The organism is Paracoccus onubensis (assembly GCF_003591515.1).
In the GTDB taxonomy this organism is placed as follows: Bacteria; Pseudomonadota; Alphaproteobacteria; order Rhodobacterales; family Rhodobacteraceae; genus Paracoccus; species Paracoccus onubensis.
Genome location: NZ_QZCG01000019.1, coordinates 25,724 through 41,810 on the forward strand (window position 1 = coordinate 25,724; position 16,087 = coordinate 41,810).

Genomic DNA, 16,087 nt, shown 5'->3' on the forward strand with positions numbered 1-16,087 from the left:
AGTCTGGAACGAAAGCGGATTTACTGCGTTCAGTCTCGATCAGACCGCCTAAGGAGAGAAATGATGTTCCGACCAGCCCGCATTGGTCTTCCGATTGCCGCCGCAATGGCCGCATTTGCTCTTGCTGCCTGCGAACCGGCTCCGGAGATTTCACCGGATGACCGCGGCTTTATCCCGGGCGGCGATTATGTGCTGGTCGGCATGGACGGCGCCGCGGTGCCCCTGCGGAACGTGACGCTTAAAGTCGAGGAAACGCGGGTATCGGGCCTTGGTCCATGCAATGGCTATTCGGCACAGAACACCGCCGAATTGCCCGCCGTCGCGCTTGAACCGATCGTTTCGAACAGGATGGCCTGCAAGAACTCGGAACTTGAAAACCGCTTCTTCTCGGTGCTGCAATCGGCAACCGAAATGGAATTCTATGGCGGTGTGCTGAAGGTCAAATCGCCCTCGACATGGCTGATCTTCGAGCGTGGCGTCCGGGCGAGCAGCAGCGTCACTGCGCTTGACGAGGTGCGCGGCGGACAATGACCGGCAGCTGACCCACAACCAATTGACCGGTTGCTATCATATAAGAAAGGCGGCGAAGGATGACTTCGCCGCCTTTCTTCATTTGTCAGGCTGACCTGATCAGATCAGCTTGCCCATCGCAACCGCCGTATCGGCCATGCGGTTCGAAAAGCCCCATTCGTTGTCATACCATGTCAGGATGCGGCAAAGCTTGCCTTCCATGACCTTGGTTTGATCCATATGGAAGATCGAGCTATGCGGGTCGTGGTTAAAATCGGACGACACCAGCGGCTCTTCCGTGTAACCCAGAACACCTTTCAGGGGACCGTCGGCAGCAGCCTTGATCGCCGCATTGATTTCATCCACCGATGTATCGCGGGCGGCTTCGAAAGTCAGATCGACGACCGAAACATTCGGCGTCGGCACGCGGATCGCCACACCGTCCAGCTTGCCTTTCAGCTCGGGCAGCACCAGCCCCACGGCCTTGGCGGCGCCGGTCGAGGTCGGGATCATCGACAGGGCGGCGGCGCGGGCGCGGTACAAATCCTTGTGCATCGTGTCCAGCGTCGGCTGATCGCCGGTATAGCTGTGGATGGTGGTCATGAAACCGCGGGTGATGCCGATGCTGTCATTCAGCACTTTGGCGACAGGCGACAGGCAATTCGTCGTGCAGCTTGCGTTGGAAACGACGATATCGTCCTTGGTCAGCGTATTGTCGTTGACGCCGAACACGATCGTCTTGTCGGCATCCGTGCCCGGAGCCGAAATCAGCACCCGCTTCGAGCCGTTCTCAAGATGCGCCTGACATTTATCCTTCGAGGTGAAAATACCGGTGCATTCCAGCACGATATCGATATGCCCCCAGGGAAGTTCGGCAGGGTTGCGGATCGCGCTCACTTCGATCGGGCCGCGGCCGACATCGATAGCCGAACCATTGACCTTCACTTCGGCAGGAAAGCGTCCATGCACGCTGTCATAGCGCAGCAGATGGGCATTGGTCTCGACCGGCCCAAGATCGTTGATGGCGACGACTTCGATATCCGTCCGCCCCGATTCCACGATACCCCGCAAGACATTGCGCCCGATGCGACCGAAACCGTTGATGGCGACCTTCACAGCCATAGTTCATTTCTCCCGACCAGATGACGTTGCATTCCTGTAGCGCGGCTTGAGGGCCGATGCAAATCCCCATAATGCCGCAGCACAAAAGGTCTAGCCCGGACCTATCGCCAAAAGGCAAGCCGCGCTATCGTATCGTCCAGAATTTTCCCGGCCTTCACGAGCAGATTCTGCTCCAACCAGACCTGGTCGAGGACAAGCGTCCCGACGATCAGCGCGACTATCACCACAGCAACCTGATTGTTCATCGCAGCCTCCGGAAACGGCCTGCCCGATCGGCATCCCTCTTCCTGATATCCCCGACCGGTCTTTCGGACAAGGATTCCCGGCATGCCGATCCTTCGGACCATATTTGCGCCCCGAAGGCTGCGCGTAATGGCATGTCAGTCATCCTTGGGCGGAATCAGGGTCAGTTCCCCTTCCGCCGCAAGCCTTCGGATCAGGACCACGACCTCATTGGTGGCCGCCTCGGCATCCTGTGGCGTCACGTTGCCCAGTGACGCGATCTCGTCGCGCAAATTCTCGGACATGCGCTGCGACAGGTTCGACAGGATGAATTCCGCTGCGGCAGCTTCTTCCCCCGAGTTCTGCGACAATGCGCGAAGCAGAACCTGCTGATTCATGTCCCGCACGATCCGGGGAACGTCCCTGGGCTCTACCCGCTTTGGAATATGCGCAAAGACAAAGATCGCCCGCCGGACATCCAGCGCAAATTCCCTGTCCTGCTCATCCAGCATCTCAAGCACATTGGCGCGCAGATCCGCATTGGCGAAATTCAGCATGTCACCCATGCGGTCGCAGGCTTTGATTTCGATGGCGGGACGCGGCAGGGCATCCGCCGCCTGCGCCAGAACCAGCCCGACCCTGCGCAACGCCTGCGGGCTGATATCGCGTGTCATCGCCATGGCCTGCGCGACCTGCCGCGCCCGTTCCGGGTCCATTGCCGTATAGGTTCTGGCCGCCTGTTCGACCGGAAGCTTGGACAGCATCACGGCAATCAGCTCGACCGCCTCACCATCCGCCAGGGACTGGATATCGTCCTGAGAAAGCTCATGTATTCGTGGCCACGGATCACCATTCCCGGTCATCATCACCAGCCGGCGCAGCCGGTCGGAACTGTCTTTCGACAGACGGTCGGACATGATTTCCAACGTGCCGTCCAGATCGCCGGGAAAGGTCACGCCGACAGATTCGAGATGGTCGCAGAATTCCGAAATCACGTCGTCACGGGTCTGACGGTCGATCAGGTCCATCCTTGCCATTTCCTCGAACAGCAGGGCCTGTCTTTCGCCATTCAGGTTATCCAGCGTGACCTCATCGTCATCGTCCAGCAATAGCCGGACGATGATAGCTGCCTTCTGCCGTGGACTAAGCCCGGTCTGCACCGCCATTCCATGCCCTTTTCAGCCGTTATTCCCTTGCAGGCGGCCATTCTGGCACGGAATTCCTAACACGGATTTACCGCGCAGAATATGTCAGGCGGGATTCTCGCCGAAAACACGCGCGAAAATCGTATCGACATGTTTGGTGTGATAGCCAAGATCGAATTTCTCCTCGATCTCATCGCGGGACAATGCCGCCGTAACCTCGGAATCGGCAAGAAGCTCTTCCTTGAAATCCTTGCCCTGCTCCCAGACCTTCATGGCATTACGCTGCACCAGCCGATAGGCGTCTTCGCGCGAGACGCCCGCCTGGGTCAACGCCAGCAGCACCCGCTGACTCATGACCAGCCCTTTGAACTTGTTCATATTGTCCAGCATGTTCTGCGGATAGACGACCAGCTTGTCGATCACGCCTGCAAGCCGGTTCAGGGCAAAATCAAGCGTGATCGTCGCATCGGGCGCAATCCCGCGCTCGACCGAGGAATGGCTGATGTCGCGTTCATGCCACAGGGCGACATTCTCCATCGCCGGAACGACAGTCATGCGGACCAGCCGCGCCAGTCCCGTCAGATTCTCGGTCAGCACCGGATTGCGCTTATGCGGCATCGCCGAACTGCCCTTCTGACCGGGGCTGAAAAATTCCTCGGCCTCCAGCACTTCGGTCCGCTGCATGTGGCGGATCTCGATAGCGATATTTTCCATCGACGAAGCAATGACACCCAGCGTCGCGAAGAACATCGCGTGACGGTCGCGCGGAATGACCTGTGTGCTGATCGGCTCGGGGTGCAGGCCCAGTTTCCTGCAGACATGCTCTTCCACGAACGGATCGATATTCGCGAAAGTGCCTACCGCGCCCGAGATCGCACCGGTGGCGATTTCCTCGCGCGCCCGCTCCAGCCGGGCCTTGCCCCGCGCCATCTCGGCATGGAACCGCGCGAAGGTCAGGCCCATCGTCGTCGGTTCGGCATGGATGCCGTGGCTGCGGCCTATGCGCAGGGTGTCCTTGTGTTCATATGCGCGTTTCTTCAGTGCCGCCAGAAGCTTGTCCATATCGGCAAGCAGAATATCGGCGGCGCGGACAAGCTGGACATTCAGCGTCGTGTCCAGAACATCCGAAGATGTCATCCCCTGATGCACGAAGCGCGCGTCGTCGGAACCGATATGCTCGGCCAGATGGGTGAGAAACGCGATCACGTCATGTTTCGTGACCGCCTCGATCTCGTCGATACGGGCCACGTCAAACTCGACATCCTTCGCGCGCCAGACGGCGGCGGCATTTTCTTTCGGGATCACCCCAAGTTCTGCCTGCGCATCGCAGGCATGCGCCTCGATCTCGTACCAGATGCGGAATTTCGTCTCGGGGGACCAGATTTCGGTCATTTCCGGGCGGGCGTAACGAGGGATCATCGGCAGGCTCCTTGTCAGTCAAGGGCGGCATAGCGCCCCGCTGCCGCTGGGGCAAGCCGCAAACCCGTCACCGGTTGACCTCTGCCCGCCTCTCGGTCAATTTGCAGCGCCTGCAATCTTCATGCCCAGAGGTGACGTCGTGCTGCTTCTTCCCTATATCGCGCTGCTGGTGGCGATTGTCCTCGAGGTTGTGGGTACGTCGCTGTTACAGCTTTCGGCGCAATTCACCCGCCCCTTGCCGACCATCGGCATGGCGATCTGCTATCTGCTCAGCTTCTATCTGCTGTCGGTCAGCCTGAAGGTCCTGCCGCTTGGCATCGCCTACGCGGTGTGGAGCGGGGTCGGCATCGTGCTGGTTGCCATGATCGGACTGGTTGTCTTCGGGCAGCGCCTGGATCTTCCGGCGGTGATCGGGCTGGGGCTGATCGTGCTAGGCGTGCTGGTGGTGAATCTGTTTTCGAAGACCGTGGGGCATTAAGCAGAGACGGAGCGCAGTCTGAATTCGCCGCTGTCTCCCCGCCCGGAATCAAGGGCCAGCGGCCCGCCGTGCCGCGCCCGACCGCCCCGTCGTGCTTTGCACGCATTCGCGTGACGGGCTGGCGCTTCCCGGTTCCGTTTGGCAATCGCAGGACCTTATCAATCCCTGTTGCGGATCACCTTGGCGAAGGCGGCGAAAACCTGCGGATTGGCGGCAATCTGACGGCCCGATTCCAGCGGGTCGTCACCGTCGCGGATCCCCTCGACAAAGCCGCCCGCCTCGCGAACCAGAAGTATGCCCGCGGCTACATCCCACGGATTGTTGGACCGCTCCCAATAGCCATCATGGCGACCGGCGGAGACATAGGCCAGATCCAGCGCAGCCGCGCCCAGATTGCGCACACCGGCGGCCAGCGGCATCAGCCGGGCCAGATCCTGCAACGACGCTGGCAGCGGGCCACGCCCCGCAAAGGGAATACCGGTCGCGAACACGCTTTCCGCCAGCTTCGAGCGTCCGGAAACCCGCAGCCGCTGATCGTTCATATAGGCGCCGCTGCCCTTCTCGGCCACGAACATCTCGTCCTTGGCGGCATCGAAGATCACCGCCGCGACGATCTCGCGCTTATGCTCGAGCGCGATGCTGACGGCCCAATGCGGCAGGCCGTGCAGGAAATTCGTGGTTCCGTCCAGCGGATCCACGATCCAGCGGCGGGTCGGGTCCTCGCCCGGTTCCTCGCCGGTTTCCTCGCCAAGCCAGCCGTAATTCGGCCGCGCGTTGCGCAGTTCTTCCTTGATGATCCGCTCGGCCTCGCGGTCGGCACGGCTGACGAAATCGCCTGCCCCCTTGACGCTGACCTGAAGGTTCTCGACCTCGCGGAAGTCCTTGACGAGACTGCGCCCGGCCTTGCGGGCGGCCTTGATCATGATGTTGAGATTGGCGCTTGCCATCATTCGCTCCTATCGGGTTGCGCGCGTCATATGCGCAACCGCCGGAAATGCCAAGGATCACTGGGCAGGTTCGCGCAGCATTCGCAAGGGTTCGGTGCGCGCAAGCCGCAATACATGAGACATGTAGGGATAGATCATGTCCGCCTCGCGCACAGCGGCGTAAAGCTTGCGCCTGATCCCCTGCTGTCCAAGCGGAAGCAGGGCCAGTTCAGGATTGGCGGCGTGACGGCGCAGCACCCAGTCGGGCATGACCGCCACGCCGCGCCCCGAAGCGACCAGCATCAGCGAAACATCCGTCAATTCGACGGTACGCTGCTGCGCCGGAGAGATGCCGGCAGGAGTCAGGAAATCGCTGAACACATCAAGCCGCGCCCGGTCCATCGGATAGGTCAGCAATATCTCGGACGCTAGATCCTGCGGCTCGGCATAGCCCTTGGCAGCAAGGGGATGCGCGGCGGGCACGACCAGCGTGGGCGAGTAATCGAACAGGTAGTGAAAGACGACGCCCGGCAGTTCTTCCGGATCAGAGGATATCACCAGATCAACCTCTTCCCGTGTCAAAGCGGGCAAGGCCGTAAAGGCCAGACGCTGACGGATATCCAGATCGATATCGGGCCAGGCACGGCGGAACTGATCCATGACCGGCAACAGCCAGTCGAAACAGGCATGACATTCCATGGCGATATGCAACCGCCCGACCCGCCCCATCTCGACGCCCTTGAATTCCGCCTCGGCGGCAGAGATCAGCGGCAGCACCTGCTCGGCTACCCGCAGCAGGCGCATTCCTGCGGCGGACAGGCGCATGGGCTTGGCCCGCCGCACGAAAAGTTCGACCCCGGCCTGATCCTCCAGCGCCTTGATCTGGTGCGAAAGCGCGGATTGTGTCATATTCAGGCTGTCTGCCGCACGGGCCAGCCCGCCTTGTTCATGAACGGCACGAACGGTCCGCAGATGGCGCAGTTCCAGATGCATATGAGCAGCTTTCATTACAATCTTGAAGATTATGAATTTGTCTCACGCTGCGCTTCATGACACAAGACCGGCAATGAAAGGAATCGATATGGCCCTCAGAACGCCGCATGTCAGCTTTGAGTTTTTCCCGCCCAAGACGCTGGATGCGTCTTTCCGGCTGTGGGAAACCGCGCGTGGCCTGGCCCCTTTCGCACCGGATTTCGTTTCCGTCACTTATGGCGCGGGCGGCACCACCCGCAAGCTGACGCATGAGGCGGTGACGACCATCAAACGCCATTACGGACTGGAAGTCGCCGCGCATCTGACCTGTGTCGAGGCGACCCGCGACGAAACGATGAAGATCGTCCAGGAATATGCGGATGCCGGTATCCGCGAGATCGTGGCCCTGCGCGGCGATGCGCCCAAGGGGCAGGAACGGTTCACGCCGCATCTCGACGGTTTCGCCAACTCGGTCGAGCTGATCGAGGCGATTGCCGCGCGTGGCGACATGACGATCCGCGTCGGCGCCTATCCCGAGCCTCATCCCGACGGCAGCGGCACCGATTCGGATGTCGCGTGGCTGAAGCGCAAGATTGATGCCGGGGCAAGCAGCGCGATGACGCAGTTCTTCATCGAGCCCGAGACCTTTTTCCGCTTCCGCGACAAATGCGCGGCGGCGGGAATCGATGCGCCCATCATCCCCGGCGTTCTGCCGATCCAAAGCTGGAAAGGCGCAAGACGCTTTGCCGAAGCGACCGGCACCAGCGTGCCGCAATGGATCGATGACGCTTTCGACAAGACCGATGGCGATCCCGCGGCCGAGCGCGAACTGGCCACCCGCCTTTGCGTCGAACTTTGCGAAAAGCTGATCGACGGCGGCGTGGAGCGCCTGCATTTCTATACGCTGAACCGCCCGGAACTGACCCGCGACGTCTGCCTTGCCCTTGGCGTCAAGCCGACCCGCGCATTGGAAAACGTTGCCTGAACCATCCGCCATGCCGGATCGCTGTGACTGGAACCCGTCGCGATACGAGCCGGCGGGACGATCCTGCCCGCCCTTTACCCTGTCCGCCGATTTTCACCCATGCTCCGTCGTAACAGCGTGTGGCGCCCGTGTGCAGTTTGCCATTCGTCGTCTCCTGATCGGACAGGCCGGGACGGGTATCGGCACATCAACTGGTTCCTCCTTGTCGATATCTTCGGCAAAACCCATCCGATGCGGAATTTTGCAGCCCGTCACGATATGTTATTGGCCGGATCGGCCGGCGCAATCCGCGCCGATTCCCCCGGAAAGGCCCGCGAATGACATGCGACACGACGATTGATGCCCTGCTGGACCGGCTGACGGAACTGGCCGGTCAGACGCGGCGGAGTTTCGTCGCCTTGGCGGGCGCTCCGGGCGCGGGCAAAAGCCATGTGGCCGAGCAGCTGGCAGCCGGGCTTGCGAGCCGTGCGCCCGGCCAGGCGGCGATTCTGCCGATGGATGGCTATCACCTGGACGATGGGCTGCTGGAACAGCGTGGCGACAGGCTGCGCAAGGGTGCGCCGCATACATTCGATCTGGATGGTTTCGCCGCCATGCTGGAACGGCTGGCCGCCGATGACGGCCGCCCGGTTCTGGTCCCCGTTTTCGACCGCTCGATCGAGATCGCCCGCGCCGCCGCCCGTGAAATTCCGGCATCCGCACGGCTGATCATCGCCGAAGGGAACTATCTGCTGCTGGACCGGCCGGGCTGGTCAGAGCTTGCCCGGCGGTTTGACCTGACGGTGTTCATCGACGTTCCCGAAGAGATCCTGCGCAAACGCCTTGCCGCAAGATGGGCCGGGACAGAGGCCACAGAAGCGATGCAAAAGCTGGAGGGCAATGATCTGCCGAACATGCGCCTTGTCGCAAGACATAGCCGGCCTGCCGATCTGCGTCTTCCCAATGGCTGAAACAGCGAAAAACACCTGTGACGGCAAGGCATTGCCATGTTTATACAGGGCCGTTTACAATTAATTTCAGATAGTGCAACAATTGGATGAACCGGACTCGATAGATCGAGTGGCTCATCCGGGAGCCTATCCCCCGGCCATCCGAGCAGGTTCCTGTTGCCGTGGGTTACGATGGTCCTGTTGGTTAACAGAATTTGCGGCGGCAGATTCGAACCGGTGCTCATATCCAATGTGAACACAATGCCATGACGAAACGCGACTCTTTTTTCCAGGAACTCATACAAAAGAAGTTCAAGAATCTCGTCAAAGACACGATCCGCACGGGCACTCTGATCATCGAGCTCCCGTCCGGTGCCCGTTACCAGGGCGGAGACGGTTCGGGTCAACCGGTGATCATGCGGATCAAGAACTGGCGGGCACTGGCGCGAATCGTGTTGTATCCAGATCTTGCGCTTGGCGAAGCCTATATGGATGGCGATCTGATCCTGATCGAAGGCGACATGTACGACCTTCTCGATCTGATATTCGTCAATCTGACAGTCGAGGAACCCCGCGGATTATCCACCTTGACCCGGCGCCTTGTCCGCCTGTTCATCCGCATCACCGATTACAATACACCTCTGCGTTCGCGCCGGAATGTCGCCTATCATTACGATCTGGACCGGCGGTTATACGACCTGTTCCTGGACAGCGACCGGCAATATTCCTGCGGTTATTTCGAAACTCCCGACAAGGGCCTGGAAGAGGCGCAGCTTGCCAAGAAGCGGCATCTTGCGGCGAAGATGAACATGCAGCAGGGCCAGCGGGTGCTTGATATCGGTTCGGGCTGGGGCGGGCTGGCGCTGTATCTGGCGCGGATGTTCGATGCCAGGGTGCTGGGCGTCACCCTGTCGGATGAGCAACTGGCGATCTCGACCGATCGCGCCCGCGCCGAGAAACGCGCCGGTCAGGTGGATTTCAAACTGCGCGATTACCGTGCATTGACCGGCAAGTTCGACCGGATCGTTTCCGTCGGCATGTTCGAACATGTGGGACGCCGAAGCTATGGCGAGTTCTTTTCCAAGGTCAGCGAATTGCTGGCGGATGACGGGGTGATGCTGCTTCACTATATCGGACGCTCGACCGCGCCCTATGTGACGAATGGCTGGGTGCGGAAATACATCTTCCCGGGCGGTTATCTGCCTTCGCTTTCGGAAGTGATGCCCGAGATCGAGAAATACGGCCTGATCGTCACCGATCTCGAGGTTCTGCGCCTGCATTACGCCGAGACCCTGCGGCATTGGCGCAAGCGTTTCATGGCCAATCGCACCCGCGCCATCGAACTTTACGACGAACGCTTCGCCCGCATGTGGGAATTCTATCTTGCGGCGGCCGAGACCGCATTCCGTTATCAGGGTCTGGTCATTCATCAGATCCAGCTTGCGAAATCGGTTTCATCCCTGCCGCTGACCCGCAATTATATCCATATGCAGGAAGACAGCCTTCGGAAGCAGGATAGCGGCCGCGGCCCGGTCCTGGCGAAAACCGCCGCGAGTTGAGCCGGGAATATCCATGCGCAGCCTGGGACGTCACCGCCTGCTCTCGCAAATGTGAGTCAAAGGCGAGGGCGTTCCTTGCCGTTACTGCGTTGCCACCGGCAAATGCCCCGTCTAACCTGCCGTCATGACATTCAAGCGCAGACATTTTTTAGTTGGTATCCTGTTATCCGGGCTTGTGGCCTGCGGTGACAGCAAATTCAAATCCTATTCCGGCCCCAGGGTCACCCGGATCGACGTCTATAAAAGCTCGCGCCAGATGTATCTGTTCAGCGGAAACAAGGTTCTGAAGGTCTATCCTTTCGGGCTGGGTTTCGCGCCGGTCGGGGATAAGGAATTCGAGGGCGACGGCAAGACGCCCGAGGGGCTGTATTACATCAACCGCCGCAATCCGGACAGCCGCTACCACCTTTCGATCGGAATTTCCTATCCCGATATACAGGATGTTGCAGAGGCTCAGGCCAAGGGTCTGCAAGTCGGCAGCGACATCTTCATTCACGGCCAGGGCCCGGAAGGCCGGGTGTTGTCGCAGCGCAAACGCGACTGGACCGTGGGTTGCATCGCAGTGACGGATGAGCAGGCCGAGGAAATCTATGCCATGGTCGAAGACGGAACCCCGATCCGCATCCTTCCGTAAAAGGCCGAAACCATCGGATCTCGACGGGCAGATCTTATCCGCTTAATGCCCGTCGCAGCCGCCCGAATTCACCTCCGCCCCTTCTTCTTTGTCCAAATACCTCGGGGGTCCGGGGGCAGCGCCCCCGGCCGTCTGCCCCGAAAAACAGACTTCACCATCGGGAACAGGATAAGCGCAACAGCCGCCATGATGAATCCGCAGGCGATCGGGCGTTCCAGAAAGATCATCGGATCCCCGCGCGAGATCAGCATGGCACGCCGCAGATTGGTCTCGATCAGCGGGCCAAGAACAAAGCCAAGCAGCAGCAATGCCGGGCTGAATGCGGCCAGCGACAGCGCGTAACCGACGGCTCCGATCCCGGCCACCATCGCGATATCGAAAACCGAGCCGCGCACCGAGTAGACGCCAAGGCAGATGAACACGATAATCGCCGGATACAGCCAGCGGAACGGGATGCGCAGCATCGACACCCAGATCCCGATCAGCGGCAGGTTCAGGATCAGCAGGAACAGGTTGCCGATCCCGAAACTGACCACCAGCCCCCAGAACATGTCGGGCCGCGCCTCCAGCATCAACGGACCGGGCTGAATGCCGTGGATGATCAACGCGCCCAGCATCAGCGCCATGATCGGATCGCCGGGAATGCCAAGGGTCAAGGTGGGCACGAAAGCCGTGATCGCAGCCGAGTTGTTCGCCGCCTCCGGCCCCGCGACCCCCTCGATCGCGCCCTTGCCGAATCTTTCGGGCTGGCGCGCTATGCGCTGCTCCATCGCATAGCTGAGGAAAGACGAAATCGTCGAGCCGGTCCCCGGCAAGGCACCCAGCATGCCGCCCAGCCCCGTCCCGCGCAGCACAGGCGCCACCATCCGGCGCAGATCCTGACGTGTCGGGATCAACTGGCGCAGCGTTACCCGGTCGGGCGGGCCATGACGGTCGGCCCTGCGGATATTCGAGATCACCTCGGCCACGCCGAAAAGACCCATCGCCAAAGCCACCAGATTGATGCCGTCGATCAACTCGGTCCGGCCGAATGTCAGTCTCTGCGCTCCCGAATTCACATCCGTCCCGACACAACCAAGGATCAGGCCAAGAACCACCATCGCAAAGCTTTTGGCCGGATGTTTCGATCCGATGGTCGAGGCCGCGACCAGTCCCATGATCATCATCGCGGCATAATCCGCCGCGCCGAACTCGGTCGCGACAGCGGACAGCCAGCCGGCAAGCACCACCAGCACCACGATCCCCAGCATCGAGCCCGCAAAGGACGAGATCATCGCCGTGAACAGCGCCACCCCGCCCCGGCCCTGCTGCGCCATCGGATAACCGTCCAGCGCCGTCACCACCGATTGCGGCGTGCCGGGAAGGCGCAGCAGGATCGAGGCGACCGCGCCGCCATATTGCGCGCCGTAATAAACCCCGGCCAGCATGACCAGAGCGGCTTCGGACGAAATGTAATAGGTCAGCGGCAATAACAGCGTGATCGCCGCCATTGCGCCGATCCCCGGCAAGACTCCGACAAAGGTTCCCAGCAATGCGCCGAACAGGCTGTAGATCAGCACTTCCGGCTGCAGGGCGACGGTGAAACCGTGGGCGAGTCCTTCCAATGTCGTCATGTCCGCCGCTCCTGAATCACCGGCTCCACGGCCAGACGGGGATCGCCATTTCAAGCGCCTCGATAAAGACCGCCCATGTCAGCCCCGCGATCACCGCCGCAAGAACCAGCCGCCAGACGATCCCGGGACGTGGCGCCACCGCGCTTGCCACGAAGGACACGGCCGCCGCCGTGACAACGATACCTACGCGATTCATCAATAACGCGAACAAAAGCAATGCAACGATGATTCCGAGCAATTCGCGCCCGGCAAAGCTGCGGGTTTCCCCTGCACGCCACAAAGCCGGGATGGCGATGACCACACCCAGCAGCGCCAGAACCGCGCCGAGCGAGACCGGAAAAAATCCCGGTCCCATCCGCCGCAGATTGCCGATATCGTAATGCGTGGCCGAATAAACGGCCACGGCGAGACCAAGCAGGGACAGAAACCCGCCCCATAGAATATCGTGATAATCGCGCTGCATTCCCGCCGCTTACTCTGCCGCTGCTTCGGTCTTGTCGATCACGGCACCCCATAGCTCGGTATCCTCGACGATACGTTGCGCAAGAAGATCGGGCGCACCGCCTTCGGCCTTCCATCCGATGGCCAGAAGTTTCTCCTGAATCTCCTTGTCGCCCAGAATCGCGGTGATTTCGGTGTTCAGCCGCTCGATGATCGCCGGATCCGTTCCGGCGGGCGCGATGAATGCGTCCCACAGCTCGGCGCGGAAATTGTCAGGCAATCCGGCCTGACCGGCCAGCACCGGAACATCGGGCACCTGCGGGAACGGCTCGGCCGAGGTGACGCCAAGCATCTTCATCTTCCCCGCCTCGACATGCGGCAGGGCGGCCGAGGGGGCCATGAAGCCGGAATCGATCTCGCCGCCAAGGATCGAGGTCGTGACCTCGGCATAGCTTTGGAAAGGGATATGGAACAACTCGATCCCCGCCTCGCTGGCAAAGAGTTCCGCGGTCAGATGCGCCCCCGATCCCTGCCCGACCGAGCCATAGCTGATCTCGCCGGGGCGGGCCTTGGCGTCCTCGATGAAGCTGGCGGCGTCATCGGCGGCGAAATCGCTGGACACGGCCAGCACCAGAGGAGTCGTCGCAATCAGGGAAACCGGCGCGATATCCGTCACCGCGTCATAGCCAATATCCGCAATCATCCGTTGCGCCGTGGTCAACGGACCGTTGATCGTCACGCCGAAACTGTGGCCATCGGATTGCGCCAACATCTGCTGCACGCCGATCACGCCACCCGCGCCGGGTTTGTTCTCGATCACGACGGGCTGGCCCAGTGCCTCGGCCAGCGGTTCCGCGATCATCCGGGCAATCGTGTCGGGCGATGATCCGGCAGGAAACCCGACATAGACATGCAGCGGCCCCGTCGGCCATTCCTGCGCCAGAACCGGCGTAGCGGCGGTCAGGGCGATCGCGATGGCAGCGGCAGAAAATCCCCGTCGGCTGATATGAGTGATCATGGTCCGGTTTCCTTGTTGTTCCTTGTATGTCTTGTCCCGTCTTTGCCTGGCAGCGTCAATGTTTCACGGGTCCGGTTGCGCAGATCGACGCGGAAAATCCGGGCGTTGACAGGATATAGTAGCGTCACGGGGAATGATTTGTTATCGACCCGAAAGGATATCCGATTGGTCAGGCGTCGTAATTGTGACTGATTTTCATTGCCCGAATTGCGGAACACCGGTGAATGAGCTGGCGCGATATGCGCGGATGACCGTCTGCGAAGCCTGCGATACCGCAATCCTGATCGAAGACGACGCAGTCCGCGCAGCAGGCGTCAAAGGCGTCATGCATGACACGGTTTCGCTGTTCGACATCGGCGATACCGTGAAGGCGGGCGGTCAGGTGATCACGCTGGGCGGCAAGGCGCGGTTTTCCTATGGCCGGGGCTTCTGGGACGAGTTCTGGGGCGTGGATGAGAAAAACGCCCCGGTCTGGGTGTCACTGGACGAAGGCGACGTGGCCATCCAGCGCGAACTTGACGACCGAAGCCTGTCCAGCGCCGTCCAGAAGGCCCGGATCGGTGATGCGATCCGCATGGGCGGAACTGAATATGTCATCACAGAAATCGAGCAGGCGGAATGCGTGGCCCTGCGCGGTGTTTTCGATCATGAATTGAAAGTGGGCGAAACCTATAATTTCTTTAACGCATCCGGGCGAGGCAGCGCGATTTTGTCCTATGAATATTGGGATGGTGGCGCACAGCTATATCTTGGCGACTGGTTCAACCCCTTTGATATCGTCGTGGAACCCGCTTCATGACGCTTTCCGCCGAACTCAGGTCGATCGACTGCACCTCTTGCGGTGCGGGGCTGAACGTCCTTGGCGGCGGGCGCGTGACCACGCATGTCTGCCCCTATTGCGGCACGTTGCTGGACGCGAATGACGATTACCGCGCCTTGAAATCCTTCGGCGAATTGCAGCGCCCGGCAAGCGCATTCAAACTTGGCGATCGCGGCCGGCTTTTCGGCGTCGAGTTCACCGTGATCGGCACGCTGGGATATGAGGAACACTGGAATGGCGAAGTTTGGGCATGGACCGAGCATCAGGTCTATTCCGAAACCCATGGCTATGGCTGGCTGAATTTCGAAAACGGCCATGTCACCTTTTCCCGGCGCGTCAGGACCGATGCCTGGATCAGCACCTATCAGGTCGAGCATTCGGAACATCGCCCCTCGGCCAGCTGCGGGGACGAGACATACAGATATTACGAGACCACCGATGCCGTGATTTCCTTTGCGGAAGGCGAATTCACCTGGCAGCCCGAACCGGGGCAGCGCACGCAGACAATCTCGGCCTTGGGCAATACGGGCATGCTGGATTTCTCGCAGGAGGAAACCGAGCGCGAGATCTACCTGACCACCTATGTCCCTGCAAAGGACATCGCCGACGGTTTCGGGATCGAACTGCCGCCGCCTTTACAGAAAAATCATCCGCTGAAACCCGCCAGGACATGGGCACATCGCAAATTTGTCGGCGCCGTCTCGGGCCTGTTCGGGGCGATGCTGCTGATCCTTGGCCTGATCCTGTCGCTGAATCCCGGCGAACAGCTTGTCTCGCGGGTGTTCGACATCAATGCCGACCTGCCCGCCACAGTGGATTTCGAGATCACCAATGACCAGGGGCTGGTCGTCATCGAATTGGACAGCGATGTCGTGGACGGCTGGGCCGGCATCGATTTCCTGCTGACCGATCCCGATGGCAATCCCCGCTTCGAGATCGGCAGGACCAGCGATTACTATTCGGGCCGCGACGGCGACGGCAAGTGGACCGAAGACGGCTCTCACGCGGCAATCCGTTTCAGGCCAGGGGAAAAGACCGGCCCTTACCAGCTTGAGATCGATATCGAAGAGGCGGGATTCTGGAAGGACGGGATATCCAGAACCCTGTTGCGCTCTGAATTCCCCGAGGTCGTCCGGCAGATCTCGGTAAGCGTCAGTCAAGCGCAGACCAGCGGCGTCCCCGCGTATTTCGCCGCCGCGCTGTTCTTCGTCCTGTCATTCGTGACACTCGCGCTGCCGGCTATCCTGCACCAGCGGCGCTGGGCGGGAAGCGACTGGGACGATGAGGATTGAGG

17 protein-coding genes and 1 other annotated feature are annotated in these 16,087 nt (G+C 60.7%); of the genes, 8 read left to right on the forward strand and 9 right to left on the reverse strand.

Going from position 1 to position 16,087, the window contains the following annotated elements; all coding sequences use genetic code 11:
- Positions 1–60: 60 nt before the first annotated feature.
- Positions 61–531: an META domain-containing protein gene (locus tag D3P04_RS21280; RefSeq protein WP_119751889.1), complete on the forward strand. Its 471-nt coding sequence runs from the start codon at positions 61–63 to the stop codon at positions 529–531.
- Positions 532–630: 99 nt separating this feature from the next.
- Here D3P04_RS21280 and gap read toward each other — a convergent pair whose 3' ends face one another.
- The 4 genes from gap to purB all read right to left on the reverse strand — a co-directional run bounded on the left by gap (position 631) and on the right by purB (position 4,418).
- On the reverse strand, positions 631–1,632 hold the full coding sequence (gap, locus tag D3P04_RS21285; protein WP_119751890.1) for a type I glyceraldehyde-3-phosphate dehydrogenase: 1,002 nt from the start codon (positions 1,630–1,632) through the stop codon (positions 631–633).
- Between the two features lie 101 nt (positions 1,633–1,733).
- Positions 1,734–1,877: a hypothetical protein gene (locus D3P04_RS23485; protein ID WP_182912958.1), complete on the reverse strand. Its 144-nt coding sequence runs from the start codon at positions 1,875–1,877 to the stop codon at positions 1,734–1,736.
- A 135-nt stretch (positions 1,878–2,012) separates the two neighbouring features.
- Positions 2,013–3,020 (reverse strand): FliG C-terminal domain-containing protein, encoded by a 1,008-nt coding sequence (locus D3P04_RS21295; RefSeq protein WP_119751892.1) that lies wholly within the window; start codon positions 3,018–3,020, stop codon positions 2,013–2,015.
- Positions 3,021–3,104: 84 nt separating this feature from the next.
- Positions 3,105–4,418, reverse strand: a complete 1,314-nt coding sequence (gene purB, locus D3P04_RS21300; protein ID WP_119751893.1) for an adenylosuccinate lyase — start codon at positions 4,416–4,418, stop codon at positions 3,105–3,107.
- A gap of 121 nt (positions 4,419–4,539) precedes the next feature.
- Here purB and D3P04_RS21305 point away from each other — a divergent pair, with 121 nt between their 5' ends.
- Positions 4,540–4,896 carry an SMR family transporter gene (locus D3P04_RS21305; protein ID WP_119751894.1) on the forward strand — a complete coding sequence of 119 codons (357 nt, stop codon included), beginning with the start codon at positions 4,540–4,542 and terminating at the stop codon, positions 4,894–4,896.
- Positions 4,897–5,054: 158 nt separating this feature from the next.
- On the opposite strand, the gene D3P04_RS21310 is transcribed toward D3P04_RS21305, so the two are convergent.
- Complete coding sequence (locus D3P04_RS21310) at positions 5,055–5,846, reverse strand: inositol monophosphatase family protein (protein WP_182912959.1); 792 nt, start codon at positions 5,844–5,846, stop codon at positions 5,055–5,057.
- 54 nt (positions 5,847–5,900) lie between these two features.
- Entirely contained in the window at positions 5,901–6,815 is a 915-nt protein-coding gene (locus D3P04_RS21315) for a LysR family transcriptional regulator (protein WP_119751895.1), read from the reverse strand.
- Between the two features lie 88 nt (positions 6,816–6,903).
- On the opposite strand from D3P04_RS21315, the gene metF reads away from it, so the two are divergent.
- From metF to D3P04_RS21335, 4 genes are all read left to right on the forward strand, one after another.
- Entirely contained in the window at positions 6,904–7,779 is an 876-nt protein-coding gene (gene metF / locus D3P04_RS21320; protein ID WP_119751896.1) for a methylenetetrahydrofolate reductase [NAD(P)H], read from the forward strand.
- Positions 7,780–8,096: 317 nt separating this feature from the next.
- The gene (locus D3P04_RS21325; RefSeq protein ID WP_119751897.1) at positions 8,097–8,729 is read left to right on the forward strand and encodes a nucleoside/nucleotide kinase family protein; all 633 of its coding nucleotides are present in this window, start codon (positions 8,097–8,099) and stop codon (positions 8,727–8,729) included.
- A gap of 90 nt (positions 8,730–8,819) precedes the next feature.
- Positions 8,820–8,872 (forward strand) — a sequence feature (sul1 is cis-regulatory element that is thought to sense ions involved in sulfur or methionine metabolism; They are found in Alphaproteobacteria).
- Positions 8,873–8,974: 102 nt separating this feature from the next.
- Entirely contained in the window at positions 8,975–10,267 is a 1,293-nt protein-coding gene (locus D3P04_RS21330; protein ID WP_182912960.1) for an SAM-dependent methyltransferase, read from the forward strand.
- Positions 10,268–10,391: 124 nt separating this feature from the next.
- The gene (locus D3P04_RS21335) at positions 10,392–10,901 is read left to right on the forward strand and encodes a L,D-transpeptidase family protein (protein ID WP_119751898.1); all 510 of its coding nucleotides are present in this window, start codon (positions 10,392–10,394) and stop codon (positions 10,899–10,901) included.
- A 68-nt stretch (positions 10,902–10,969) separates the two neighbouring features.
- Here the strand turns inward: D3P04_RS21335 and D3P04_RS21340 are convergent, their stop codons facing one another.
- From D3P04_RS21340 to D3P04_RS21350, 3 genes are read right to left on the reverse strand one after another with little or no spacing between them, the layout of a single operon-like run.
- On the reverse strand, positions 10,970–12,514 hold the full coding sequence (locus tag D3P04_RS21340; RefSeq protein ID WP_119751899.1) for a tripartite tricarboxylate transporter permease: 1,545 nt from the start codon (positions 12,512–12,514) through the stop codon (positions 10,970–10,972).
- Between the two features lie 16 nt (positions 12,515–12,530).
- On the reverse strand, positions 12,531–12,977 hold the full coding sequence (locus D3P04_RS21345; RefSeq protein WP_119751900.1) for a tripartite tricarboxylate transporter TctB family protein: 447 nt from the start codon (positions 12,975–12,977) through the stop codon (positions 12,531–12,533).
- A gap of 9 nt (positions 12,978–12,986) precedes the next feature.
- A complete protein-coding gene (locus D3P04_RS21350) occupies positions 12,987–13,973 on the reverse strand; it encodes a Bug family tripartite tricarboxylate transporter substrate binding protein (protein WP_119751901.1) in 987 nt (328 codons plus the stop codon).
- 184 nt (positions 13,974–14,157) lie between these two features.
- Here D3P04_RS21350 and D3P04_RS21355 point away from each other — a divergent pair, with 184 nt between their 5' ends.
- Both D3P04_RS21355 and D3P04_RS21360 read left to right on the forward strand, forming a co-directional pair.
- Positions 14,158–14,772, forward strand: coding sequence for a DUF4178 domain-containing protein (locus tag D3P04_RS21355; protein WP_232845117.1), 615 nt, complete (start codon positions 14,158–14,160; stop codon positions 14,770–14,772).
- Positions 14,769–16,085: a DUF4178 domain-containing protein gene (locus D3P04_RS21360; RefSeq protein ID WP_119751903.1), complete on the forward strand. Its 1,317-nt coding sequence runs from the start codon at positions 14,769–14,771 to the stop codon at positions 16,083–16,085. The genes D3P04_RS21355 and D3P04_RS21360 overlap by 4 nt, the downstream gene beginning before the upstream one ends.
- Positions 16,086–16,087: the final 2 nt, after the last annotated feature.

What these genes read in the sequence shown, in the direction of transcription:
- D3P04_RS21280 (WP_119751889.1), top strand. Translation starts at nt 61, where the DNA reads ATGATGTTCCGACCAGCCCGCATTGGTCTTCCGATTGCCGCCGCAATG.
- gap (WP_119751890.1), bottom strand. Translation starts at nt 1,632, where the DNA reads ATGGCTGTGAAGGTCGCCATCAACGGTTTCGGTCGCATCGGGCGCAAT.
- D3P04_RS23485 (WP_182912958.1), bottom strand. Translation starts at nt 1,877, where the DNA reads ATGAACAATCAGGTTGCTGTGGTGATAGTCGCGCTGATCGTCGGGACG.
- D3P04_RS21295 (WP_119751892.1), bottom strand. Translation starts at nt 3,020, where the DNA reads ATGGCGGTGCAGACCGGGCTTAGTCCACGGCAGAAGGCAGCTATCATC.
- purB (WP_119751893.1), bottom strand. Translation starts at nt 4,418, where the DNA reads ATGATCCCTCGTTACGCCCGCCCGGAAATGACCGAAATCTGGTCCCCC.
- D3P04_RS21305 (WP_119751894.1), top strand. Translation starts at nt 4,540, where the DNA reads ATGCCCAGAGGTGACGTCGTGCTGCTTCTTCCCTATATCGCGCTGCTG.
- D3P04_RS21310 (WP_182912959.1), bottom strand. Translation starts at nt 5,846, where the DNA reads ATGATGGCAAGCGCCAATCTCAACATCATGATCAAGGCCGCCCGCAAG.
- D3P04_RS21315 (WP_119751895.1), bottom strand. Translation starts at nt 6,815, where the DNA reads ATGCATCTGGAACTGCGCCATCTGCGGACCGTTCGTGCCGTTCATGAA.
- metF (WP_119751896.1), top strand. Translation starts at nt 6,904, where the DNA reads ATGGCCCTCAGAACGCCGCATGTCAGCTTTGAGTTTTTCCCGCCCAAG.
- D3P04_RS21325 (WP_119751897.1), top strand. Translation starts at nt 8,097, where the DNA reads ATGACATGCGACACGACGATTGATGCCCTGCTGGACCGGCTGACGGAA.
- D3P04_RS21330 (WP_182912960.1), top strand. Translation starts at nt 8,975, where the DNA reads ATGACGAAACGCGACTCTTTTTTCCAGGAACTCATACAAAAGAAGTTC.
- D3P04_RS21335 (WP_119751898.1), top strand. Translation starts at nt 10,392, where the DNA reads ATGACATTCAAGCGCAGACATTTTTTAGTTGGTATCCTGTTATCCGGG.
- D3P04_RS21340 (WP_119751899.1), bottom strand. Translation starts at nt 12,514, where the DNA reads ATGACGACATTGGAAGGACTCGCCCACGGTTTCACCGTCGCCCTGCAG.
- D3P04_RS21345 (WP_119751900.1), bottom strand. Translation starts at nt 12,977, where the DNA reads ATGCAGCGCGATTATCACGATATTCTATGGGGCGGGTTTCTGTCCCTG.
- D3P04_RS21350 (WP_119751901.1), bottom strand. Translation starts at nt 13,973, where the DNA reads ATGATCACTCATATCAGCCGACGGGGATTTTCTGCCGCTGCCATCGCG.
- D3P04_RS21360 (WP_119751903.1), top strand. Translation starts at nt 14,769, where the DNA reads ATGACGCTTTCCGCCGAACTCAGGTCGATCGACTGCACCTCTTGCGGT.